At 44.9% G+C, this 23,875-nt stretch carries 23 protein-coding genes; 7 read left to right on the top strand and 16 right to left on the bottom strand.

Going from position 1 to position 23,875, the window contains the following annotated elements; translation table 11 throughout:
• Nucleotides 1-79: 79 nt before the first annotated feature.
• Nucleotides 80-343 (bottom strand): 30S ribosomal protein S16, encoded by a 264-nt coding sequence (rpsP, locus tag MN210_RS01040; protein WP_011959493.1) that lies wholly within the window; start codon nucleotides 341-343, stop codon nucleotides 80-82.
• Nucleotides 344-464: 121 nt separating this feature from the next.
• Here rpsP and MN210_RS01035 point away from each other — a divergent pair, with 121 nt between their 5' ends.
• On the top strand, nucleotides 465-1,925 hold the full coding sequence (locus tag MN210_RS01035; protein ID WP_110815956.1) for an ATP-binding protein: 1,461 nt from the start codon (nucleotides 465-467) through the stop codon (nucleotides 1,923-1,925).
• A 71-nt stretch (nucleotides 1,926-1,996) separates the two neighbouring features.
• Here the strand turns inward: MN210_RS01035 and MN210_RS01030 are convergent, their stop codons facing one another.
• The 13 genes from MN210_RS01030 to MN210_RS00970 all read right to left on the bottom strand — a co-directional run bounded on the left by MN210_RS01030 (nucleotide 1,997) and on the right by MN210_RS00970 (nucleotide 14,991).
• On the bottom strand, nucleotides 1,997-3,688 hold the full coding sequence (locus tag MN210_RS01030) for an ATP-binding protein (RefSeq protein ID WP_338412399.1): 1,692 nt from the start codon (nucleotides 3,686-3,688) through the stop codon (nucleotides 1,997-1,999).
• Between the two features lie 490 nt (nucleotides 3,689-4,178).
• On the bottom strand, nucleotides 4,179-4,895 hold the full coding sequence (locus tag MN210_RS01025; protein ID WP_110815954.1) for a response regulator: 717 nt from the start codon (nucleotides 4,893-4,895) through the stop codon (nucleotides 4,179-4,181).
• A 175-nt stretch (nucleotides 4,896-5,070) separates the two neighbouring features.
• A complete protein-coding gene (locus MN210_RS01020; RefSeq protein ID WP_011959487.1) occupies nucleotides 5,071-5,487 on the bottom strand; it encodes a F0F1 ATP synthase subunit epsilon in 417 nt (138 codons plus the stop codon).
• A 130-nt stretch (nucleotides 5,488-5,617) separates the two neighbouring features.
• Nucleotides 5,618-7,045, bottom strand: a complete 1,428-nt coding sequence (atpD, locus tag MN210_RS01015) for a F0F1 ATP synthase subunit beta (RefSeq protein ID WP_011959486.1) — start codon at nucleotides 7,043-7,045, stop codon at nucleotides 5,618-5,620.
• Nucleotides 7,046-7,083: 38 nt separating this feature from the next.
• Nucleotides 7,084-7,965, bottom strand: a complete 882-nt coding sequence (gene atpG, locus MN210_RS01010; protein ID WP_011959485.1) for a F0F1 ATP synthase subunit gamma — start codon at nucleotides 7,963-7,965, stop codon at nucleotides 7,084-7,086.
• 95 nt (nucleotides 7,966-8,060) lie between these two features.
• Entirely contained in the window at nucleotides 8,061-9,605 is a 1,545-nt protein-coding gene (gene atpA, locus MN210_RS01005; RefSeq protein WP_011959484.1) for a F0F1 ATP synthase subunit alpha, read from the bottom strand.
• A gap of 163 nt (nucleotides 9,606-9,768) precedes the next feature.
• Nucleotides 9,769-10,398 carry a F0F1 ATP synthase subunit delta gene (locus MN210_RS01000; protein ID WP_110815953.1) on the bottom strand — a complete coding sequence of 210 codons (630 nt, stop codon included), beginning with the start codon at nucleotides 10,396-10,398 and terminating at the stop codon, nucleotides 9,769-9,771.
• 214 nt (nucleotides 10,399-10,612) lie between these two features.
• Nucleotides 10,613-11,083, bottom strand: a complete 471-nt coding sequence (locus MN210_RS00995; RefSeq protein WP_011959482.1) for a F0F1 ATP synthase subunit B — start codon at nucleotides 11,081-11,083, stop codon at nucleotides 10,613-10,615.
• Nucleotides 11,084-11,187: 104 nt separating this feature from the next.
• Nucleotides 11,188-11,433, bottom strand: a complete 246-nt coding sequence (gene atpE, locus MN210_RS00990) for a F0F1 ATP synthase subunit C (protein WP_007394515.1) — start codon at nucleotides 11,431-11,433, stop codon at nucleotides 11,188-11,190.
• 34 nt (nucleotides 11,434-11,467) lie between these two features.
• A complete protein-coding gene (gene atpB / locus MN210_RS00985) occupies nucleotides 11,468-12,334 on the bottom strand; it encodes a F0F1 ATP synthase subunit A (protein ID WP_241878926.1) in 867 nt (288 codons plus the stop codon).
• 355 nt (nucleotides 12,335-12,689) lie between these two features.
• Complete coding sequence (locus MN210_RS00980; protein ID WP_338412398.1) at nucleotides 12,690-13,139, bottom strand: ATP synthase subunit I; 450 nt, start codon at nucleotides 13,137-13,139, stop codon at nucleotides 12,690-12,692.
• 105 nt (nucleotides 13,140-13,244) lie between these two features.
• Nucleotides 13,245-13,895: an IS1595-like element ISPssp3 family transposase gene (locus MN210_RS00975; protein WP_007394843.1), complete on the bottom strand. Its 651-nt coding sequence runs from the start codon at nucleotides 13,893-13,895 to the stop codon at nucleotides 13,245-13,247.
• A 118-nt stretch (nucleotides 13,896-14,013) separates the two neighbouring features.
• Nucleotides 14,014-14,991, bottom strand: coding sequence for a metal ABC transporter substrate-binding protein (locus MN210_RS00970; protein WP_241878924.1), 978 nt, complete (start codon nucleotides 14,989-14,991; stop codon nucleotides 14,014-14,016).
• A 195-nt stretch (nucleotides 14,992-15,186) separates the two neighbouring features.
• On the opposite strand from MN210_RS00970, the gene MN210_RS00965 reads away from it, so the two are divergent.
• From MN210_RS00965 to gluQRS, 6 genes are all read left to right on the top strand, one after another.
• Complete coding sequence (locus MN210_RS00965) at nucleotides 15,187-15,765, top strand: transcriptional repressor (protein WP_227535356.1); 579 nt, start codon at nucleotides 15,187-15,189, stop codon at nucleotides 15,763-15,765.
• 117 nt (nucleotides 15,766-15,882) lie between these two features.
• Nucleotides 15,883-16,716 (top strand): metal ABC transporter ATP-binding protein, encoded by an 834-nt coding sequence (locus MN210_RS00960; RefSeq protein ID WP_338412856.1) that lies wholly within the window; start codon nucleotides 15,883-15,885, stop codon nucleotides 16,714-16,716.
• Between the two features lie 113 nt (nucleotides 16,717-16,829).
• Nucleotides 16,830-17,624: a metal ABC transporter permease gene (locus MN210_RS00955; protein ID WP_011959476.1), complete on the top strand. Its 795-nt coding sequence runs from the start codon at nucleotides 16,830-16,832 to the stop codon at nucleotides 17,622-17,624.
• Nucleotides 17,625-17,663: 39 nt separating this feature from the next.
• The gene (locus MN210_RS00950) at nucleotides 17,664-18,686 is read left to right on the top strand and encodes a metallophosphoesterase (RefSeq protein WP_338412397.1); all 1,023 of its coding nucleotides are present in this window, start codon (nucleotides 17,664-17,666) and stop codon (nucleotides 18,684-18,686) included.
• Nucleotides 18,687-18,849: 163 nt separating this feature from the next.
• Nucleotides 18,850-19,284, top strand: a complete 435-nt coding sequence (dksA, locus tag MN210_RS00945) for an RNA polymerase-binding protein DksA (protein WP_011959474.1) — start codon at nucleotides 18,850-18,852, stop codon at nucleotides 19,282-19,284.
• Nucleotides 19,285-19,315: 31 nt separating this feature from the next.
• Entirely contained in the window at nucleotides 19,316-20,257 is a 942-nt protein-coding gene (gene gluQRS, locus MN210_RS00940) for a tRNA glutamyl-Q(34) synthetase GluQRS (RefSeq protein WP_338412396.1), read from the top strand.
• Nucleotides 20,258-20,463: 206 nt separating this feature from the next.
• Here gluQRS and ftsW read toward each other — a convergent pair whose 3' ends face one another.
• Together ftsW and murD are read right to left on the bottom strand one after the other, a co-directional pair.
• Entirely contained in the window at nucleotides 20,464-21,672 is a 1,209-nt protein-coding gene (gene ftsW / locus MN210_RS00935; protein ID WP_110815947.1) for a putative lipid II flippase FtsW, read from the bottom strand.
• A gap of 121 nt (nucleotides 21,673-21,793) precedes the next feature.
• Nucleotides 21,794-23,356 carry a UDP-N-acetylmuramoyl-L-alanine--D-glutamate ligase gene (gene murD / locus MN210_RS00930; protein WP_338412395.1) on the bottom strand — a complete coding sequence of 521 codons (1,563 nt, stop codon included), beginning with the start codon at nucleotides 23,354-23,356 and terminating at the stop codon, nucleotides 21,794-21,796.
• Between the last annotated feature and the right edge of the window lie 519 nt (nucleotides 23,357-23,875).

Raw genomic sequence — 23,875 nt, 5'->3', positions numbered from 1 at the left:
CAGCCACAATTAATAAAAAAACAATTACTCAAAACTTGGTTGCAATGAGATACACTCCCATTGCAAGGCAAATGATGTCTTAAGCAGTTGCTTCTTCAGTTGTTGGCTTATAACCTTTAGCCAATGCTTTAACGCGATCTGAAGGCTGTGCGCCTTTTTCGATCCAAGCATTGTAAGCGTCCATGTCTAGACGAAGTTCAACTTCTTGACCTTTCGCTAGTGGGTTGTAAAAACCTAAGTTTTCGATGTAACGGCCATCGCGTGAACGACGTTGATCAGCTACAACAACTTGATAGAATGGGCGTTTTTTGGCACCGCCCCGTGCTAAACGAATAACAACCATTTGAGTTCTCTCTTCCGTAGGTATACCAAAAAGGGCATAATTATATCAGAATACTAATGACTTGGAAACCTTTACCTTAATTAAAACTGTAACCAACAATAAACTACTAAGCGATATCCCAATGACCCACTCAGCCTCTCGTTCCATACGCTCACGTTTTAGACTGAAGCCTTATTCCAACACTTGGCAGACCACCCTTGCTGTGATGCTGGTAGTGACCGTCAGTGTGGCGGTTTCAATCTGGTTTTTTTGGCGCAGTTTGTATTTGCCCGAGCTAAAAAACCATGCTCGTTACCTAACCACTGAGTTGAAGCTGGTCAATGCAACGCGTCAGGATTGGGCAGACAATGAGGAGGTTAGCCGCTGGATTTTCGCCCACAATCATATTGCGGTGGTTGAAGATCCCAGTCAGTTTCCTGATGTTTCAGATAAAGCTGTGGTTGAGTTTTTTACCGATGTTATTCAGCAAGAAATCAGCCAGCAGCTAGGCCGTGACAGTGTGGTTTATTTTAAGTTTAAACCCACGCCGCAGCTCTGGGTTCAGGATACAGCATCACCGGAGTTTTGGATACGTGAACCTGTTATATTTTATGCACAGTATAGCCCAAGTTCGCTGATTTTCTTCTTATTGGGCATTCCGCTATTGGCATTGGTGACCATTTTATTATTGGTACGTCAATTAAACCGTCCGCTGCGTAAGCTACAACAAGCGGCGACCAACTATATCAGTTTGGGTAGCGCCACGACCCTACCCACCAATACAGGCACCACTGAGATTCGCCGCGTAAACATGGCCTTTAACCGCCTATTTACGACACTAAATCAGGCTCAAAAAGAGCGCACCATTATGCTTGCCGGTATTTCACATGACTTGCGCACGCCCCTGACTCGAATGCGGCTTACCGCTGAGATGCTGCCCGATGAGTTTTTTCGAGAAGGGCTGATTTACGATATCGAAGATATGGATGCGATTTTAGAGCAGTTCATCTCCTTTATGAAAGATGGCTCCGATGAGGCGGTCAGCTTAACCAACTTGGACAGTATTTTTAAAGAGGTGATGGTGCAATTTGCACCCCTTGAATTCATCTATCAATCCGATGGACTGCGCGAGGTGGCGGTCAGACCCATGTCTATCAAGCGTCTTATTATTAATTTAATCGTAAACGCTCAGCGCTATGGTAAGCCGCCCATTTATTTGACCGCTACCATTACCCCAACCTTTAATTCGCAACAGGTGGATCCAGATGACGAAACCTCAGTGTCCACGCCAGGTATGGTACGCAAGGCTAAGGAGCAATTAATCATTTGTGTGCGCGACTGCGGCCCTGGGGTAGCAAATGATCAATTAGAGCGCATTATGCAGCCCTTTGAGCGTGGAGAATCGGCTCGGACGACTCAGGGTAGCGGACTGGGTCTTGCCATCGTACAGCGCATTACAGGGCTACATCATGGCACGGTAGAAGCCATCAATCATCCTGAAGGCGGACTGCAAGTGTGTGTGCGTATCCCACTGCTATCTCAGACCCAGCCTACGGACTGGGAGCCTAACGATGAGGATGACGTAGAAGCCTATCATGAATAAGGCCTGCATGAATAGGGCCCGCATGAGCAAGACCAGTATGAGTAAGACCAGACAATAGGACAGCTAATGGATTAGCTGTCGCTGTCTATCAGTTTACGAGCGCCTTTTTCTTGCGTTAATTGATCGGCTGAAATGGTCTGGGTTAACGGCTTAATCGGCCAATTCATGGTAAAGCGAGCGCCGCCCAATTTCGGACTTTCATCCACAGACATGGTGCCATTAAACCAAAACGCAATACGTGACACGATAGACAGCCCGAGGCCATAGCCCCCTGAAGCGCGCGTGCGACTGTCATCTAAGCGCGCAAAAGGCACGAATACCTTATCGCGATCTTCTTCTGGAATACCGTGGCCATCATCTTCTACCGACACAAAAGCCTCGCCTTTACGTACGCCGGCGCTAATAACAATCTTCGACTCAGCATAACGCAAGGCATTACCCGCCAAGTTCTGCACCACACGGTGTAGGTAGCGTCTGTCTGCCACCGCAGTCACCTTGGCTGTCGGTGCTATACCCACTATCTCAATAGGCTTACCTAACGCATTGGTCTCACGCACAATCTGATCGACCAGCTCTTTTAGGCTCACCGGCTCAAGGTCTAGCTTAGGCGAGCCTTCTTCTAACTTAGCGTAAGTTAAAATCTCATCAATAAGACCATTTAACGACTCAATATCTTCATCGATATAGTCGCGTTGCATCTCTCGAGATTCTTGATCTTCAGTATCGGCCAACATATCTACCGCAAAGCGAATACGTGCCACAGGGGTGCGCAGCTCATGTGACACCGCTCGGGTTAGCTCCCGCTGTGACTCAATAAGGCGCTTGATGTGCTCGGTCATGGCGTTGAAGGTAGCCGCCAATCGAGCAATCTCATCTTGACCCACCACCTGCACGCGGGTATCTAAATTACCATCGCCGACCTCATTAACACCGGACTGAATCAGTTGCAATTTGCGCTCAAGTGGGAAAATCAGTGCATAAACTCCCAAACTAATAAGGAACATGCTAATAAGCACCACACTGATAATCAGATTAAAGGGGAACCACTTAAACAGACTAACCGGCCCAATAACCAACGCCATATTCTCAAGCTCAGAGGGCGCTATAATCTTAATAGAGGAGTCATCAGAGCGGGTACTGTCACGAAATAGCATGACCACTTCATCACGGTCTAGTCGGCGCAGTTGATCATCATCTAGTTCAAGCTTATCGACATTTTCAATGCTAAGTGGAAACGCGAATTTTTCTGAAATTTCACTAAGACGCTGACGCTTGCTTTCAAGGTCAGGAAAGTAGGACAAATCATTTAAAAGCAGCACTGCCATGGCACGCACTTGTTGCTCAGTGACTTTGCTAATACGCACAGTAATGACATTATCTTCACCCTCGATAGGATGAAAGATGTCGGCATAGGCCGGCTGAGCGACATAACGTACCACTGTTTTTTGTTGCTCTAAACGCTTAAGCTCACTGGCCTTAAAGTCGATATTTGACTCTGGCTGAATACTAAAATTATTACCAAATAATTGACTGATATCATTAAGCCAATATTCGCGCTGGGTCTCAGAAGCTTGCTGCTTTAGACCCGAGCTGACCAAATACAAAGCGCCTGTGGCCACGTTTTCTCTATAGGTTTGAATACGCTCTTTATTGATGGTGTCCACCAACAGCTGGGCAAATAAGGCAACAAAAAGACAAACCAATAATAAGCCGGCATAGATGCGCAGAAAAATACTATGTTTTAAGGATGAGAATATTGGCATATGACATCTAATAAAATTAATTTTATCCTAGTTTACCCTAATTTGGATTTTTAACCTACCGATGACCAAGCTGCTACCAGTGTCTACTAAAGCTACCCGTTTATGAGTTAATATTGGTAGTTAACAACATAGATGAGTGGGTAAAGACTTAAAAAATAATCGGTTGGCGTTAAGTGGTCGCTTAGGAGGAAATGATACTCAATTATAAGGGCAGTTCCGACTACTATGGTTTGAAATTTTGTTGTCAGGGCACAAGTTTTGTAAAAAAACTGTCAAAATAGGCCATTAATTAGCACAAAGTACACAAAAGCCAGTCGAACACAACCGCTATGCTAAAGATCACTCAAAAGCCAAACACAAAAAAGCCAGCTATTATAGCCGGCTTTGTGATAAATCACAGCTAATCAGACAGCAGATAGCAGTTAGGCCCTATGTCAGCTTTATATCACCGCATGAGCAACGCCATCTGTAGCAACTATTTAGGTAGAAATTAGTTGCCTTCTTTAACGAACAAGTAGCCTTTACTGCGTACCGTTTTGATGCGTTTGGGATTTTCTGGATCATCACCGATTTTTGGACGAATACGTGAGATACGTACGTCAATTGAACGGTCTTGACCATCATACTCAATACCACGCAGACGCTCAAAGATGTCTTCACGTGATAAGATGCGACCTGCATTTGAGGCCAACAGCCATAGTAAGTCATATTCAGCACTGGTGAAGTCAACCAATTCGCCATTTAGGGTTACTGAGCGGCCACCATTGTCGATAACCAGCTCACCAAACTCTAAGCGCTGTGGTACTTCTTCTGAAGGCGCATTCTCCGAGCGGCGTAATAAAGCGCGGATACGAGCCAATAATACGCGAGGCTGAGCAGGCTTAGCGACATAATCGTCAGCACCCATCTCAAGACCCAAGACTTGGTCCATGTCTTCTGTACGCGCAGTCAGCATCAAAATTGGGCTGTGGTAATGTGGACGTACTTCACGGCAAACGGTTAGACCATCGCTACCTGGCAACATCACATCTAATACAACCAAATCAGGCTGTTCATTGATAATGCGGCGGATAGCACGGTTACCGTCAGTTTCGATGGCGACATCCATGCCGTTTTTAACCAAGTAATCTTGGGTTAACATAGCAAGACGTTCATCATCTTCTACAATTAAAATCCGTGGGGTTTGTTCTTCTTCAATATTAGACATTATTCTTCCTCAAAACAGTTATCAATGTTTACTGTGATTGCCTTCTCTACTTAAAAGTATGCATTACATTTAGTATATAGATTAACTATATTGTCATAAAAAAACAGCCTAGTATAGGCTGTTTTTTTATTTTAATAAGTATTTAATATGTATACACTACTAGGCAGTATAAGCCTTAAGCACGGTTACGATATTTTCTAATCGTTTGTAGCTGGGCAACAGATTCTGCCAAAGAGGCCAATGCCGCATTGGTCTGTAAAGTCTCAGTCTGATTAGCCAGCATTTGCTCTGCTTTTTTACGAGCTTCAACAATCTTAGCTTCATCTAAGTCATGGGCACGCACTGCAGTGTCTGCAAGTACGGTCACAAGCTTAGGCTGAACCTCAAGAACACCGCCAGACACATAGATGACTTCTTCATTTCCATCAGGTGTTTGAATGCGCATTGAGCCCGGTTTTAATAGTGTGATGAGCGGGGTATGACCTGCTAATATACCAACTTCACCTTCACTACCCGTCGCAATTAACATACTGATTTCACCAGCATATATCTCTTCACGAGCACTGACTACTCGGCACTGTAAGGTTGCCATGCGACTCTCCGTTATTCACTCATTAACTTACTAATTTGATATAAATGTCTTAAATTGCGATAGCTGATCGCTAATCTGAGTGTGACATACTTTATATGAAATATGCCACACCCTGTTTAGCACTATCTCATTAAGCTGCAGACTTCATTTTCTCAGCTTTAGCAACCACTTCATCGATGCCACCTGCCATGTAGAACGCTTGTTCTGGAAGGTTGTCATACTTACCGTCTAAGATATCACGGAAGCTTGAGATGGTTTCACGTAGCGTGACATATTTACCAGGTGCGCCGGTGAATACTTCTGCAACGTGGAACGGCTGTGATAAGAAGCGCTGGATCTTACGAGCGCGGTATACCACCATTTTGTCATCTTCTGAAAGCTCATCCATACCAAGAATGGCGATGATGTCTTTAAGCTCTTTATAGCGCTGTAGAACTTCCTGAACACCACGAGCAACGTTATAGTGCTCTTCACCGATAACCAGTGGATCTAGCTGACGAGAAGTTGAGTCTAGTGGATCAATCGCAGGGTAAATACCTTGAGAGGCGATATCACGGCTTAGTACCACTGTCGCGTCTAAGTGAGCAAAGGTTGTTGCTGGTGATGGATCGGTCAAGTCATCCGCAGGTACGTATACCGCTTGGATAGAGGTAATAGAACCCGTTTGAGTTGATGTAATACGCTCTTGTAGTACACCCATCTCTTCAGCGAGTGTCGGCTGATAACCTACCGCTGATGGCATACGACCTAATAGTGCTGATACTTCAGTACCGGCTAGTGTGTAGCGGTAGATGTTATCAACGAATAATAGAACGTCTTTACCTTTACCGTTTTCATCTTTTTGATCACGGAAGTATTCAGCCATGGTTAGACCAGTTAGTGCAACACGTAGACGGTTACCTGGTGGCTCATTCATCTGACCGTAAACCATCGCAACTTTAGAGTTGGTGAAGTTTTCAACATCAACAACGCCCGCTTCTTGCATCTCGTGGTAGAAGTCGTTACCTTCACGAGTACGCTCACCCACACCAGCGAATACTGATAGACCTGAGTGCTTAAGCGCGATGTTGTTAATTAATTCCATCATGTTTACGGTTTTACCAACACCGGCACCACCGAACAGACCAACTTTACCACCTTTAGCAAATGGGCAAAGTAAGTCAATTACTTTAATGCCCGTTTCTAAAAGGTCAGTGCTGTTAGCTTGCTCATCATATGATGGCGCTTGACGGTGGATAGACCACTTGTCTTCAGAATTAACTGGGCCTTGCTCATCAATGGGGCGACCCAATACGTCCATAATACGACCTAAGGTGGCTTCACCCACAGGTACGGTAATAGGGGCACCAGTATTGGTTACTGGTAGACCGCGTTTAAGACCTTCTGTCGATCCCATTGCAATAGTACGTACAACACCGTCACCCAGCTGTTGCTGAACTTCTAGTGTGGTATCAGTACCATCAACGACTAATGCATCATATACTTGAGGCACGTCAGTGCGGTTAAACTCGACGTCAATAACTGCGCCAATAATTTGTACTATACGACCGCTACTCATGGCGTTCTCCTTGAACTTCTAAAATATAGGTATGTCAATTAGGAAACAGCAGCAGCACCGCCGACAATCTCCGAAATCTCTCGGGTAATTGCCGCTTGACGCAGCTTGTTATAAACTAACTGTAAATCATTAATTAGGTCACCAGCGTTATCAGTTGCTGCTTTCATCGCAACCATACGTGCCGACTGCTCAGAGGCAATATTTTCCATGACCGCTTGATAAACAATTGATTCGATATAACGATTAAGCAAACCATCAATCAATGTCTTCACATCAGGCTCGTAGATATAGTCCCAGCTAAGCTCTGTATTGATACCAGCATCTGCAGAGTCAATAGCACTGTCTGGTAGAGGAACCAATTGGGTAACAATAGGTTGTTGCGTCATCGCGTTAACAAACTTATTGTAAACCATGTAAATACGATCTAGACGACCATTAGCATAATCATCAAGCATGGCTTGAACAGGAGCATTTAACTGCTCAAATGTTGGATTATCGCCATAATCAGTGACTGCTGAAGTTACTTTACCGCCAAAGCTCTTAAAGAAGCTGACGCCTTTAGAGCCAATTACAGCAAACTCAGCTTCAACAGACTGATTTTGAAATTCTTGAACGTGGTGCATTAACTTTTTAAACAAGTTAATGTTTAACCCACCTGCCAAACCACGATCAGAAGTCACTAGAATATAGCCAACACGATTTACCGAACGGTTAGTCATATAAGGATGCTTATAATCTGAAGAAGCATTCACTAAGTGTGAGACCACACGGCGCATACTTTCAGCATAAGGACGACCAACTTCCATACGCTCTTGGGCACGGCGCATTTTACTGGCGGCTACCATCTGCATCGCACGCGTAATCTTCTGCGTACTCTTGATGCTGGTAACCTTAGCACGAATTTCTTTTAAACTTGCCATAACATTTCCAATTCGGCGGGGTTTAAATGAGGATTAATCTTGAAACGTCACACTTCAAATAGTGCGACCAGCTAAGCTGATCGCACCCTTGTTACTTAGAAAGTGTGGTTTTGTAAAAACGTTTCAACTGAAGATTTTAATCGGCCCGCAATATCATCATTATAGTTTGCAGTGTCGTTAATCTCTTGCATCAAGTCAGCTTGCTCGTCATACATGTAACGTAGGTAAGCCTCTTCCCATGCACCAATTTTCTCAACAGGAATAGCGCTTAAGTAACCTTCGTTCGAGGCGAAGATAACCGCGGCTTGTTCCGCAATTGACATTGGTTGATACTGCTTCTGCTTCATTAATTCGGTAACACGCTCACCGTGATCAAGCTGTTGCTTGGTCGCATCATCAAGGTCAGATGCAAACTGAGCAAACGCTGCCAATTCACGATACTGAGCCAATGCAGTACGAATACCACCAGATAATTTCTTAATGATCTTAGTCTGAGCGGCACCACCAACACGTGATACAGAGATACCGGCGTTAACTGCAGGACGAATACCTGAGTTAAACAGACTTGATTCTAAGAAGATCTGACCATCAGTAATAGAAATTACGTTGGTTGGTACGAATGCAGATACGTCACCTGCTTGAGTTTCAATAATAGGTAGTGCGGTTAAAGAACCGGTCTGACCTTTTACTTCACCGTTAGTGAACTCTTCAACATACGCTGCGTTTACGCGTGATGCGCGCTCTAATAGGCGTGAGTGAAGATAGAAAACGTCACCTGGATAAGCTTCACGACCTGGTGGACGACGTAGTAGTAGCGAAATCTGACGATAAGCTACCGCTTGTTTTGATAAATCATCATAAACGATTAGCGCGTCTTCACCACGGTCACGGAAGTATTCACCCATAGTACAGCCAGAGTATGGCGCGATGTACTGAAGTGCTGCAGGCTCAGAAGCTGAAGCCACAACCACAGTTGTGTAGGCTAAAGCGCCAGTTTCTTCAAGCTTACGTACTACGTTTGCGATGGTTGAGCGTTTTTGACCGATGGCTACGTACACACACTTAATGCCAGAGTTTTTCTGAGCAATAATGGCGTCGATGGCCATAGCAGTTTTACCGGTCTGACGGTCACCAATGATAAGCTCACGCTGACCACGACCGATTGGAATCATGGTATCAACCGCTTTATAACCGGTCATTACTGGCTCATCAACAGATTGACGAGCGATAACACCAGGGGCGATTTTTTCAACTTTATCAGTTAGCTTAGCGTTGATTGGGCCTTTACCATCAATAGGGTTACCTAAGGCGTCAACCACGCGGCCTAATAATTCAGGACCTACTGGTACTTCTAAAATACGGCCAGTACAGTAAGCTTTTTGACCTTCTTGAAGACCTAGGTAATCACCCAAAACAACCGCACCGACGGAGTCTTGTTCAAGGTTCAATGCCATACCATAGACATCGCCTTCAAACTCAATCATCTCACCGTACATCGCATCTTCAAGACCATGAATCTGAACAATACCATCAGATACTTTGACAATAGTGCCTTCATTTTTAGCGGTTGCACTCGTATCAAGGTCTTGAATACGCTGCTTAATCAGTTGACTGATTTCTGCTGGATTCAATTGTTGCATTGCCTTGTTTCCTTTAATTTGTGATTGCCTGCTTACTCGCCGGTTTATTAGTACTTAGTAACTGTTATTATTAGGCAAAAGTTACTGTTATAAGTACTTTAATAATAGCCTGTATGTATACAGTAAGCCGTGTTGGGCCACTATTATTATTTTTAATTATGCGTTAAGCAGTTAGCTGTGTTTTTAACTGTTTTAATTTTCCACGCACCGAGTCATCAACAAGCTTGTCGCCAATTTTAACAGTGGCACCCGCTAATAAACTAGGATCTACATCTTCATGAATAATAACAGATGCTTTTAAAGATTCTTCTAAGCGCTTTTGAATCATGACACGCTGTGTCTCACTTAGCGGATAAGCAGACGTCACATATGCGTTGACTTGTTTGAGTGCTTGAGCACGATGCAAGCGAAATTGCTCATATACCTGAGGTATTAAGCTCAAACGTTCTTGCTCGGCCAATTGGTGCACAAAGTTTTTGATTTGAGGGGTTGCGGCCGGAAGAGCTTGGTTAGACTGCGCCTCATCTTTATGACTTTGAGTGCTAAGAAGCAAAGACTTAAGCGGTGTCTCCTCAGTTGAGGTTACTTGCTCGTCATAGATGCTAACTAACATGTCAGCTTTTTGCTCAGCAGTAATAGCGGGGTTTTCTAGCATTTGCACAAAGGCAGAATCACCAACCACGCTGCTTGCGATAAACAAGAAATCTTCCCACTCACCAATGACTGAGTTTTCATGGGCATAGTCAAATGCTGCTTTGGCGTAGGGTCTCGCTAGTGTAGATAATTCAGCCATTATGTCCTCTTAGCCATATTTTATGTAAAACTTTATATAAAACAAACCAGGTATGAGAAATTGATTATTGATAAGAGTTAACCCCTACTGTGGACTAAGGTGATAACGAACAGTCAACAACATCGCTGTGGCAAACTGCAGCATTATTAGCGCTTAGCTCAGCCGATTGACATCAACTGAAAGAACAATAGTGCTTTTAATTTAACTCTATCGATTATAGCTTAGCAGCCAATTCATTAAGCATATTGGCATGCGTTTGCTGATCAACTTTTTCTTTTAGAATTTGCTCAGCACCAAGTACGGCAAGCTCAGAAACCTGAGTACGTAAACTTTCACGTGCTTGATTGATCTCAAGATCGATTGATTCACGGGCTTGTTGACGAATACGTTCGCCTTCCACTTGGGCTTGCGCTTTTGCTTCTTCGATAAGCTGGTTAGCGCTTTTGTTCGCTTGCTCAATCAGTGCAGCAGCTTTCGCTTTCGCTGTCGCAAGTTCTTGCTCAACTGATTGTTCAGCACTTGCTAAGTCTGCTTTTGCCTTCTCGGCTGCATTAAGACCATCAGCTATCTTTTGCTGACGCTCACTAATAGCACCCATAAGAGCGGGCCAAATGAACTTCATGCAAAACAGAACAAAAATTGCAAACGCTATGGACTGACCGATTAGGGTAAGATTAATATTCACACGATCACCTCTTTATTAATAAAAATCAGTATCATTGACCACTCGGTATCTGATAAAAATTCAAAATTACTTCGAATGGTCAACAGGGGTCACTGATGTTTAAATTAAGCTAGAGGGTTTGCGAATAATAATAACATCGCAATACCAACACCAATCATTGGTACCGCATCTAGAAGACCGGCTACAATGAACATGCGAGTTTGCAACTGTGAGCCAAGCTCAGGCTGACGTGCTACGCCTTCTAGAAACTTACCACCTAAGATAGCAAAACCAATGCCTGTGCCTAGAGCACCAAAACCGATTAGTAATGCAACTGCGATAACTGTGTAACCACCTAATACTGGATCCATTGATGTATCCTCATTTACCTAAGAAAAACTTTAATTAATGTTCGGTTTGTGACGCTAGTGATAGATAAACTATCGTTAACATCATAAATACGAACGCCTGAAGGGTAATAATTAATATATGGAAAATTGCCCAAGGTACTGATAGTGCCCACTGAATCCAAAATGGCATTAAGGCAATCAATACGAAGATCAGCTCACCTGCGTACATGTTACCGAATAAACGTAGACCAAGTGAAATTGGTTTGGCAATTAGAGTAACAAATTCTAGGATGAAGTTGATTGGGATTAAAATAATCTTTGCAATTGGGTTTTTAGCGCTGAAAGGATGAAGGGTTAGTTCACCAACAAAACCGCCTAGACCTTTTTCTTTGATGCTGTAATAAATAATCAATGCAAAAACTGAGAACGACATACCTAAAGTGATGTTCGGATCAGTAGTTGGTACGATTTTAAAGAACACATGATGGGGATCATGGCCCATAGCAGCACCCACTTTTTGGGCAAGTACTGGAATGTAGTCGATGGGCATTAAGTCCATCAAGTTCATCAAGAAGATCCACACAAAGATTGTTAATGCTAATGGCGCAATTAACTGTGATGTGCCGTTATAAGAATCGCGAACGTTGGTATCAACAAACTCAACAATCATCTCGATTGCTGCTTGTAGCTTGCCTGGAACACCTGCGGTCGCCTTTTTAGCAACCAACCAAAATAATGCGCAAAACACGATACCCAGACCAATTGACCAAAGCATTGAATCCAAATGGATGGCCATAAAGCCCATCTCACCGGCTTCTTTTGCAGTATGAGCTACTTTCCAGCCTTCGCCAGGCAAGTAGCCATAAGTCCAGTTGGTCAAATGGTGAGCAATATAATCAGTCGAGGTTATTTCAGCTGCCATAATCTTAGCTTCTTATAAGTGTGTGTTAACCTTTAATTTAATTAGCAAAAAATAGTAATTTCGAACTCTTTGCTAATTAAATTTCGGCGCTCAAAAAATCACTACTTATATTAAAGTAGAGAGGTAAAAGTGTAAAGAAAACGTTTATTTTATTTAATAAATATTTCCAGATTGTAAACCTGTTACTTTATCTTACTCAAAACTGCCAGCGTATCATACACTATTTACGCCTTTAGTTGACAGTTTAAAAGCAGATAATGCTAAGCACTAATTTAAGCTTAACTGTATTAAGCTTGCTCACCTTCTCTTTGATTACAAAGTTTAGACAGCGGTGAATGCTTTGAATACACAGACCCTAACGGATTTTCCATAAGGTTAAAAACTGCCCTATCTGCATGGTCATAAATCCCACGACGATAGCAGCGGCTGAAAGCGACTTAATAGTCATAAAAATAAGACTAAATCCAGCAATAACGATCACCCATTTAACAATTTGACCAAAATATAAACTGCCTACTATATTTTGTCTGGCTTGAGCACCGCTATAGCGAAATATAAACCAAGCAAAGACTGTTTGGGCTACCCAGTTTAATAACGCCCCTAAAGCCACGCTTTTGGCGATAATAAACGCATAAGCGCTGTCATTGCTTGTCGTATTATTAAAAAAAGCAAAGTCAATTATCCAGGCAGCACCGATAATCACTAGAAGAACGAGGGCTCTAAGCCGAGCTTGTCGTCGTAGTTTTTGGCGTTGCAGCTCTTTTCTTTGCGATGCGCGTAGTGGCGCTTTTGATTGAATTGACATGGCTTTTCTGTAATACAAAACGCCGACTATTATAGAGAGCGCTTTTCCCTAAAGCAAGGAAAAAATATCGTTTTGTCAAATACTTTTTGGGGCTGTCCTAGATAACTAGTTCAAACCCTGTTTAACCCATTGTTTTAATTGTAGTAATTGCGACTTTGGGTCACTGTGATTAAAACGCCACTCACATTCCTTTAAATAGAGGTGAAAATGTTCTTTTGGAACTCCGTTAAACTTACGTAGATGCCGTTTAGCTTGGTTCCAAAAGTTCTCTATACCATTAATGTGATTCTTGTCATTAACAAAGGTTTTGGAGTGGTTGATACGATAATGAGTAAACTCACTGACATCTAATGCGTTATAGCTTTTAAATGAGTCAGTATAAACAATGCTATCAGGCTTCACTTTTTCTCTTATGATGGGGATCAAAGTATCTGCTTTAGCATTGGGTATAATACAAGCGTAGACCTTGCCATTACGCTTTAATAGACCAAACACGGGCACTTTGCTACCAGCACCTCGCCCTCGCTTGCCTTTACGAGTTCCACCAAAGTATGATTCGTCTACTTCGATTTCGCCTTCAAATAGACCAGGGTCTTGACTATTCTCGTAAATAAGCAGTCTTAGCCTATGAAAGTAATAACTGGCTGTCGTTTTATTAATACCAATTAGGCTTGCTGCTGTTCTCGCGGTAGAACCGGCAACAAATAACTCGATTAGTCTGCTTTGTTTATACCAACTTAGTTTACTCTTTCTCATAGTGCTATCCTAAATAATTTTACTTATCTAGGACAGCCCCTACTTTTTTTATACAACACTGTAAGCAATATTTAACAGCAACCTTAACAATACTCAACGTCAGCTTATACCGCTCGCTCTAGCCAATACACGTATTGATGTCTTTGGCCAAAGCTTGCCAGCCTGAGATAAAGTCAGTGGCGCCGCTCATGTCTTCTTGTTGCACTGTACTATTAATAGGTTTTAGTTTGCTGAGCACGCCTTGATTACTGTCTGCTTGCAACAGCATACACATGGTAGGCTTGGGGCGATTTTGTTTTAACCAATGAAATTGACTGGCTTTGGGTGGTAGGTGATGGTCTGAGGTAAGCGCCCCTGCTAAGCGTAAATTAAGGGCCGGCTCTATATAGTGAAAGGCATCATGATACGCCCAATAAGGTCGAGGCGATTTGCTGCTGACGAAAGCCTGTTGTACCGCACTGTCCATTTGCTGTGCGAAGCGTTGCACGTTGGCGGCATAAATCGCTTTGTACTCTGGATTGGCACGACTGTAAATTGCGCCCAGTGCTCGGGTGATGGCTTTGGCATTATTGGGGTCTAGCCAAATGTGCGGATCTAAAGTGCCTTCAATGGGCTCTGCTTTGACATCACGCAGCGGCTCACGATGAAAAGCCTTTAGGCCAAATAAGCTAATACTATTATGAGTTTTTGCCAAAGGCTTGGCCAAATTGGACTCTAGCTGACTGCCAAACCAGATCACATAACGGCTGTCTTGTACCTTCTTCATATCGCTGGGGCTTAGGCTGCCATGATGGCCCACATCACCTGGATCTAATAAAAGCTTGCCTGAGGGCGCGCCCTTGGTGACCGCTTCACTGAGTAAAAACAAAGGATAGTTACTAATGGCAATCTGGGTATTGTCGCGTATGGCAGCTGGCAGCTGGTCAATCCCTATAGGGGCGGCGGCTGTTGATAGCGCCGCATTGGCAGAGGTTGTCAGTGCTGCACTGGTTAATAACAGGGCCCCTACCCCGCGTGCTAACTGCTTTAAACGCACAGATAATGACTGTTTTGATAATAAAGAGTGTAAGGCGGTGTTAGGCTGAGCTGGGAACATACTATTCTCTGTGATAAGGCAATTAATGATAAGCAGCTGGCAAATACTAATGACGCAGTGGCGAGCAGACGCGCGTAAGTAAAATAGCGTCAATAAACAGTATTCTCTATCTATACACAGATATGTTATACTATAACTAATATAATTTTAAGCATTTTTACAAATTTATTGTAAGGCCCACTTCTGAGGTGAGTTATGAGCGTATCTAGTAATGCCCCTGACGCAGTAATTAGCGCCCCCTGTGACCATCATGGCCCACACTTGCATGATGTGCATGCTTTAACTCAAGCCGAGATTGAGAATCGGCTATTGGCTGCTGAGCAACTTTGTGCGACTAAAGGCGCCCGTTTTACACCCTTAAGACGCACCGTTTATCAGCTGATTTTGCAATCTGATAAGCCGCTTGGTGCTTATGACTTAATCCAAAGCCTGCAAGACAGCCGCGCCCAAGATCAAGGCAATAAAGCCAAGATGGTGGCGCCGCCGACCATTTATCGAACCTTAGAGTTTTTGTTAGAATTCGGCTTTATTCATCAATTGACCTCACTGAATGCCTTTGTACCCTGTTGCCATCCCCGCGATGAGCACAATGCCGTATTCTTATTATGCAATGACTGTCAGCGGGTACAAGAATGTAGCGGCATGCCCGTTCAGGAGATTTCAAGCTACGTGAAGCAGCAAGCTGGCTTTGAGGTCAAACAAAGCGTGATGGAGCTTAAAGGGTTATGCCATACCTGCTCGCCAAGCCTAGCCGATGCGGTAGTGCAAGGATAGTCTATGAGCCTTATAAAAGAGCCTAACCCGCCTAAGGCCAGTGTTATACCCAGCGCTGGGATAAATATCACAAAGCTTGCCGCTGAGGTTAATGCTTCTGAGTCAACCTCAGTATTAATGCATTTGGACAACGTAGGCTTTAGCATTAGCAGCCGAGGCTTAGATAGACAAGAAGGTGTCTCTGAGCCGGCCAAAGGCAAACTCTCCGGCTGGCTTAAAGGTGCCCGCTCTGCCGAAGCTGAGTCCTTAACACTGGCTGATGACCCAGCACAAAAGGTGCTGCTAAGCAATATCAGTCTTAGTATTGAGCGCGGTGAGAAAATCAGCGTCATCGGCCCCAACGGCGCTGGCAAGTCCACCTTAATGAAGCTTATTTTGGGACTATTGACCCCCACTTCAGGACACATCAAACGCCATCCCAAGCTTGAGATTGGCTATGTACCCCAGAAATTTAGCATACCCGCCATACTGCCGCTACGAGTGCAAGACTTATTGGCACAGACCAAAAACCGGCTGACTGCTGAGCAGCAGGCTTTTTTGTATCAGCGTCTGTCCGTTACGCCTCTTCTTAAGAAGCAAGTTATTCATCTGTCAGGCGGTGAGACCCAGCGTATTTTGCTGGCACGCTCATTGCTCAGTAAACCCGACCTGCTTATCTTAGATGAGCCGATGCAAGGCTTAGATCCTGAAAGCGAGCGCTGGCTGTATGAGTTTATCGATGACTTACCACCTTTTTTGCAGTGTGCCATGGTGGTGGTCTCCCATGATTTACACTGGGTGATGCGTGGCAGTCGCCGAGTCATTTGTCTCAATAAACACATCTGCTGTGAAGGGCAGCCCAGCGATTTGGGCGTATCTCAAGAATTTAAAAAGCTTTTTGGTCATCAATACGAGCAGCCCTATATTCATCAGCCGCACGAGTGTCAGCATCATGCACCGCATGAGCGTTGAGCCTAGGTGCGATATATCTTTGGCCGTTTGAAACTGGGCTGTTTAATCATGGGCTGCCGCTTGCGTGTTGCGAGTCCTACTTCTTCTGTAACCTTTGTGGAATAACCGCGTTTATGCTAACTGAATGGCTTGATATCATTGCGCCTGCTTGGATTGCTGGCAGCTTATTGGCCTTATTATCGGCGCCTTTGGGCTGCTTGGTATTGTGGCGGCGTATGTCGTTTTTTGCTGATGCGCTCGCTCACGGTACGTTATTTGGGGTGGCACTGGCCGCCTTATGGCATCTGCCCTTTGGCATAGGGATTGCTTTGGTCAGTGTGTTGGTGGTGGTCGGCCTATTGTGGCTCGAAGATGTGCGCCTGCCCAATGATGCGCTACTGGCTGTCGTCTCGGTAACCTTATTGTGTCTGGGACTGCTCACCTTAACGCAGCTAACCCAGATGCAATCTAATGTGCTCAGTTATTTATTTGGCAACCTGCTTGAGGTAAGCTGGACTGATTTACCATTATTGTCGGCCTGTGTCGGCGTGGGTATTGTTGTTTTGGCTGTGATTTGGCGTCCGCAAGTGATTTTGGCCACCCATCCTGATTTGGCACAAGTGGCGGGTATTAAAGCCACCCGTCAGCGCTTGTTTTTTATGGGCGTGTTGGCCGGATTTTGTGCGCTGGCGCTCCAAGCGGTGGGCAGCTTATTAATTAGCGGTCTGCTTATTTTACCGGCGCTGACTGCCCGATTATTCGCCCATTCACCGAAACAAATGGTGATTATCGCCGTCATCTTGGCACAGCTTGCTGTCACCGGCGGGGTTTGGGGCAGTGTTTTACTTGATATTCAAACCGGTTTGGCCATTGTATTGGGATTAGCCTTGGCATTTTTTGCCGCTTTTGTCGCATCTCGCGCCCTCTAGTCGCCTTTTGGTTACGGTTTAATTTTTTGGGAGTTTGCCATGGCGCCATTGCCTCACTCTGTTAGCCCACGTCATACACAAGTCGCTGACAACGGTCGTCTTTCCGAGCCAACCGACTATCATCCGCCCACTGAGATAAGCACAGACGATGGTACGGTCAATATATTACAGTTGACCGATTTACATCTGTATTTTGACACGCCCAAAGCTACCCATGAGCAAGATATCAACAAAGACTTGGCTCATCAGACTATAACCGGTATTTGTCAAAATAGCAGCGCCAAGCGTGGCAACCCCCACAGTGCGGATGCGATTAACCATAGTGTCACACCAGTTATCCATAATTACGCAAGCTTCGAGGCATGTTTGACACAAGCGTTGAGCGAGGATGTGCGCTGTGATTTAATTGTCGTTACCGGAGACTTGGTGAGTGAGATCCATCCGCAGCTCTACCAGCATCTGTATCAAAGACTACACCAAAGTGGCATTCCTTTTGCTTGTATCGCTGGTAATCATGATGTCACCGATGAGATTGGTAAGGATCTGCCTTTTGAGCAGCGCAGCTTTGAGCCGCATGAGCCTGACTCTAGATTACTGTCTCGCTATAGTATGAAGCTTAATGGCTGGGAAATACTTTTTATAAACAGCAGTGTACCGGGGCAAATCTTTGGCCGTATAGGTAACAAAAATCTGTACTGGCTCTCTCAAAAATTAGCAAATAGTCATCATCCTGTCATAATTGCCATGCATCATCACCTGCTTCCAATGCACTCCGCTTGGATAGATGCGCACATTACCCAAGATGCTACTGAGTTTTGGCAAACCGTCGCCCCCTTTAATGCCTTAAAAGCTGTGGTAGGCGGTCATGTGCATCAAAGCTCAACGAGGAGCTACCAAGGCGTGCAGTTATATAGCACGCCCTCAACAGGCTATCAATTTAAGCCTGGCTGTGATGACTTTACTTTGGATGATGAGGCAAAACCCGGCTATCGCTGGCTGAGCTTAAAAGCCAATGGTACCTTGCAAAGCTGGGTAGTTAGGCTTGAAGATAATGCAGAATAATCAACTTCAAATTTATAGTAACCCCATGATAATTGCCGCCTTACTATTGAAAAAAGGGGCAAAAGACCTCATATAATTGTCCTAGTAATAAAAAAAGAAATGTGATATAAGAGTCAATTATTTTTATTTGGCACCCCCTACAAAATGGATATAGGAAACTGTCATGAATCAAACTGCTACTGACGACCTAACTTTTAAGCCTTATGAAGCTAAAGCAGATGAAGAGTACATGTCAGATGCCCAGCTTGAACATTTTGAAAATATTCTTAAGACATGGAAAGCACAGCTGGTAGGCGATGCTGAAAGTACTAAGACTTATATTCAAGATGAGTCGGCTTCATTATCAGACACCAACGACCGCGCCACTCAAGAAGAAGAGTTTGCGTTAGCGCTGCGTACTCGTGATCGCGAGCGTAAGCTTATCCGCAAAATTGACAAATCATTGGCTGAGATTAACAGCGGCGATTATGGTTTTTGCCAAACTTGTGGTGTAGAAATCGGTTTGCGCCGCTTAGAAGCACGCCCTACCGCAACACAGTGCATCGATTGCAAAACTTTGGCTGAAATCAAAGAACGTCAAAACTGGGGCCATTCATAATCAATACCGATTGCCCCGTTAAGTTTTTGTGATGCCAGTATCAATACTCAATAGGCCTGCCGCTACTTTTACGAAGCCAGCTGTGGGCCGTTTTGCTCCCTCCCCCACAGGTGCGCTGCATTTGGGCTCGTTAACCACAGCCATTGCCAGCTATTGTCATATCAAATCTATCGGCGGCCGCTGGCTGCTACGTATCGAAGACACTGACCATCAGCGCTGTTTGCCTGAATTTAGCCACCAAATCTTACTCGATCTAGAGCGCCTAGGACTACACTGGGATGGCGAGGTGTGGTATCAATCTCAGCGTGAAGCCATTTATAATGAGCTGCTCGAAGACACCTTATTGCCGCGCGTTTATGGCTGCCAATGCTCACGTAAGCAGTTAGCGGGACATGAGATTTATCCCAGATACTGCTTGCCTGAGGCTTCCTTACGCCGCCATTTTGACCAAAAAAGCCAAAGCTTGGCAGGCAAAAAGGTACGCATTGAGCTGCCTGATTACAGTATTGGGTTCTTAGATGGCATTCAAGGCATGCAGTGGGCCAATCCGCAGCGAAGCTTAGGTGATGTGGTACTGCGCCGCGCTGATGGCACCATAAATTACTTTTTGGCCGCCAGTGTCGATGATGGCCTACAAGGCATTACCCATGTGATGCGTGGCCTAGATATCTTGCCGCTCACCTCAGCCCAAATTGCAATTATGCAGTACCTGACGCTACCAGCAGTCGCGCACTGGTATCACCTGCCCTTGGTGGAAAATCAGTACGGCCAAAAGCTGTCTAAACAGAATCTAGCCACCCCCATTGATACCTCAAGCAAGCACCATTGTCAGCGGTTAATCCAGCACGCACTGCTGTTGTTAAAACAGCCTAAAGTCGAGATAGATACCCCTGAGCTGATGCTCAAGCAAGCCACTCAGCAGTGGCAACACACCCCGCTACACAACCAAAGCCGCTTAGGCCGCAGCTCATAAGCTGTGCCAAATGCGGCTCTCTATGCCCGATGATATGCCACCCTTAGCCCAGCCATGCGCGCTACCGGCGAACCGCTCTCCCTTATTTTAAAAATCACAGCAAAAAAATAAGCTTAATAGATTGCTATTAAGCTTATTTTTGTCTTGAACAAAACGGCTAATTTATCCCAGCATCCCCATTAGCATGGACACTTTAATAGCCTCTATTAATAGTGACGGCACTGCGCTGACGGGATTTGTGGACTGAGTTTATAGATGTTTAGTAGTAAGCCAACCATGATTAAACTCACCAACATAGAGGAACCACCATAGCTAAAGAAAGGCAGAGTCAGGCCCTTGGTCGGCATCAGCCCCATGTTCATGCCTGAGTTAATAATGCCCTGACCGATAAAGATGGTCGCAAAGCCAAAGGCAGTATAACTTAAGCGCATCTGGCGATTTTTTAGCGCAATATAGCTGATGCGCATCGCACTGACAATAACCATCGCCTCCAAAAACAATACCGTCAATACGCCAACAAAGCCCAACTCTTCGGCAGTAATCGCCAATAAAAAGTCAGTATGGGCTTCAGGCAAATGCGCCAATTTTTGGACACTCTCACCATAGCCTACCCCAGTAATTTCACCACGGCCAAAAGCAATCAAACTGCGGGCCAACTGATAGTCAGAGCCTTGGATATCATCAAAGGGATCTAAGAAGGAGCTGGCTCGCGTCATGCGGTATTCTTGGAACATAACCGCATAGGCGGCCCCAATTAATACCCCAATTAATAAGAAAATAGACTGACTGCGCGGCGCTCCCGCCACAAAAAATATGGCCAAGATGGTACCAATGATGATGACCAAAGACCCAAAGTCAGGCTGTGACAAAAACAGCGCCGCTAAGATTGTCACCACGATACCCATACGGGCAATACCACCATAGCCTTGACGCACTTCATTACCACGGCGTACCACAAAGTCTGCGGTGAACAACACCATGACCAACTTAACCAGCTCAGCGACTTGGAAATTAAAAGAGCCCAGCTCAATCCAGCGCTTTGAGCCATTAATAGCATCACCAAACGCTAAAGTTGCCAACAGCAATAATATGACCACCACCAACGCTGAAGCCAGCGACAGCATGTCATAAATCCAAGGCAGGCGCACCTTATAGGCCATAAAGCCGGCCACCAGACCCATGGTCATATACATTAATTGGTGGTTAAAGAAGTACAACTGGTCAATATCGTGCATATTGGCAAAAGGAATGGAGGCCGATGCCACCATAATTAGGCTCAGTACCATCAAGCTACCGACACTGGCCAGCAGCACGCTACTGGCTGACGGCCATGAAAATACGCCTGTTTTGTCACGCTTACGTTTGGAGAGAGCATTGGGGGTATAACCCGATGCATTAGCAGTATTTTTTGCCATAGAAGATCAACTGTACTTAAAACTGTATGTTAAATGAGAATAAAGACCAAGCCTCTATCTTTTTATAAGTACCTAACACGTGATAAAGCGCGATATGTTAGGCAATTATTAAACGGTCAAACTAATCTTTGAGCTTAACTACCAGCTCACAAAAGTGCTCACCACGCTTAGCATAGCTAGGATACTGATCTAAGCTGGCACAAGCAGGCGATAATAAAACGGCAGTTACTTGTGATAGGCTGCTCGATAATAAGCTGTTTGCTTTCGTCATTGCCTGAGCCAAGTCATGGCACTGATGAGTCTCGACGTCACCACTTAAATTGGCCTGCTGCAAATGCGACTCTATTAGCTCGGCATCTTGTCCTATTAGTAGGATTTGGCTGACGTATTTATTAATTAAAGGCACAAGCTCGCCAAACTGCTGACCTTTGCCCTGCCCGCCTAAAATCAGCATCAACTTGGTCTTAGCGCCACTTTGACTGCCATACACTGAGCCTAAACCCAAAATGGCCGCCAAAGTTGAGCCGACATTGGTGCCTTTAGAATCATTGAAATAATCCACGCCCGCCACATTATCCACAAATTGACAGCGGTGTGGCAGTCCAGAAAACTCTTGTAACGTTTTTAACATGCTCTGTTTTGGCAAGCCGGCAAGCTCCCCAAGCGCCAAGGCGGCTAACGCATTAACCAGATTATGCTTGCCTTTAACTTTGAGCTGATCTGCGGCCAATAACTTCTCAGTGCCTTTGGCCAAATAAATGCGCCCATCGCCTTCTGTAATTAGACCATATTCGCCCAAATCAGGGGCGCCAGATCCGACACTTAGACGCGGCGTATTATCCGCAATTAAAGGGCGAGACAAGGCATCATCACGGTTAACCACGACCGACTGTGCCCCTTGGAAGATACGGTGCTTGGCTTGATGGTAGCCGAGCATATCGCCATGACGGTCTAAGTGATCCGGCGACATATTAAGCACAGTGGCCACTTTTGCGCCAAGATTGGTCACTGTCTTTAACTGAAAGCTCGACAACTCTAATACCGCAAGCTGCATGGCCTCCCCAAGCGCCTCATCTTCTAATAGGCTCAGTGCCGGTACCCCAATATTGCCACCAACGCCCACATTCACGCCCGCATCTTTGGCCATTTGACCCACCAAAGTGGTGACGGTACTTTTGGCATTAGACCCGGTAATGGCAACAATCGGCGCCTTGCACGCTTCTTTAAACAGCTGAATATCACTCACAATGGCAATGCCAGCCTGTTTAGCCGCCGCCACAGCCGGTGTCGCCAGCGATACCCCTGGGCTAATAATGATACGTGAGGCTTGTAACAACAGTTCTGCATCAATGTCACCAAATGCACGAATGCTGATATTCGGCTCTAACTGCTCAGCAAGCTTAGGGGCGCTATTGCCATCAGTTACCGCCACCTTATAGCCGCGGCGGGCCAGATAGTTGGCTGTGGCCAAACCTGATTGACCCAGACCGATTACCACCTGTAGCCCCTCGCCTTTTTGAATCAGGCCACCACTTTGTGGCTCAGTTTGATCTGTATGCGCAGGGGTGTAATGCGACACCGCATCTTTTTCGCTACTATGGCTTCGATGAGGCGTGCGGGTATGTGACACATAGTCTGTGCTTTGTTGGTTCTGGGATGGGGTAACGGTTGGGTCAGTACTCATGGTCTGTCCTTGTCTCTTTATTGTGATATGATGCACCCATTTTTTTGTAGCAATTGGTAACTATGACTGCCACAATAGCACTCATAACTTCCTAGGCTTACTTAGTTTGGCCAACTTGTGGCGCGCTGTGTGTGTCCACAGGGCGGCTTAATAATGATAAAATAGCCACATAGGTCAGGGTGTGGGCACAAGGTATTTATTCTACCATGACCCCTGCCTCAATAGACTTAATTTACTGACGTTTTGTTGCACTAAAAAGCGTTTTTTTTGGCATTAAGGTCAATAAAAATCTGCTTAAATGACAAAGCCTTTGTCCCATACTGGCGGATACTTCTCTTTGGCAGTCAACTGTAAAACTATAGTTAACTGTGAGTTGAACGTCATTTCATCTTAGCACCACTTTTGTGCTGTGAATATTTTATGAGAATCTTGCTGCCGGAGCGCATGCGCTATAAAACGTATGTTGCTTAATACAGTCTACCCTAAATTTGGCACACTGTTTAGCACCGCTACGTGATC

Source organism: Psychrobacter raelei (genome assembly GCF_022631235.3).
Taxonomy (GTDB): Bacteria; Pseudomonadota; Gammaproteobacteria; order Pseudomonadales; family Moraxellaceae; genus Psychrobacter; species Psychrobacter raelei.
This window is presented reverse-complemented; position numbering and strand designations above follow the sequence as displayed.